At 66.8% G+C, this 572-nt stretch carries 1 protein-coding gene; it reads right to left on the bottom strand.

The features are described from left to right. Nucleotides 1-572 (bottom strand): AMP-binding protein (locus EF834_RS18065; RefSeq protein ID WP_164874180.1); only part of this gene is annotated, 572 nt, incomplete at both ends.

Raw genomic sequence — 572 nt, 5'->3', positions numbered from 1 at the left:
GCATCGAGATACTCGACCGTCGCCTCGAGCACCGACGGCACGAACTGCGCCACCGACACCGACTCCGCACCGATCACCCGCGCCAACTCCACCGGATCCCGATGCGCATCACGCCCCGCGACCACCACCGACGCACCGACCTGCAACGGCCAGAACAACTCCCACACCGACGCATCGAACGTGAACGGCGTCTTGAGCAACACCCGATCCACACCCGCCAGCGGATAATCCGCCTGCATCCACCCCAGCAGACTCACCACCGACCCGTGCGCAACCGCCACACCCTTCGGCCGCCCCGTCGACCCCGACGTGAAGATCACATACGCCGTGTTCGACGACCGCAACGGCGCCACCCGCTCGAAATCGGTGACCGGTGCGTCATCGAAGCCCGACAGATCGGCCTCGTCCACGTTCACCACACCGACAGACCTGTCCCCCACGACACCGACAGACCTGTCCCCCACGACACCGACAGACCTGTCCCCCGTGACGGTGAACCCGTCCCGGGTGGTGGTGAGCACCAGTGCCGGGTCGGCGGTATCGAGGATGTAGCCGTTACGGTCGGCCGGCTG

It is taken from the genome of Rhodococcus spongiicola (assembly GCF_004011835.1).
GTDB classification, from domain to species: domain Bacteria; phylum Actinomycetota; class Actinomycetes; order Mycobacteriales; family Mycobacteriaceae; genus Prescottella; species Prescottella spongiicola.
The sequence above is the reverse complement of the archived record's forward strand: the minus strand, read 5'-3'. Positions and strand labels throughout refer to the sequence as shown.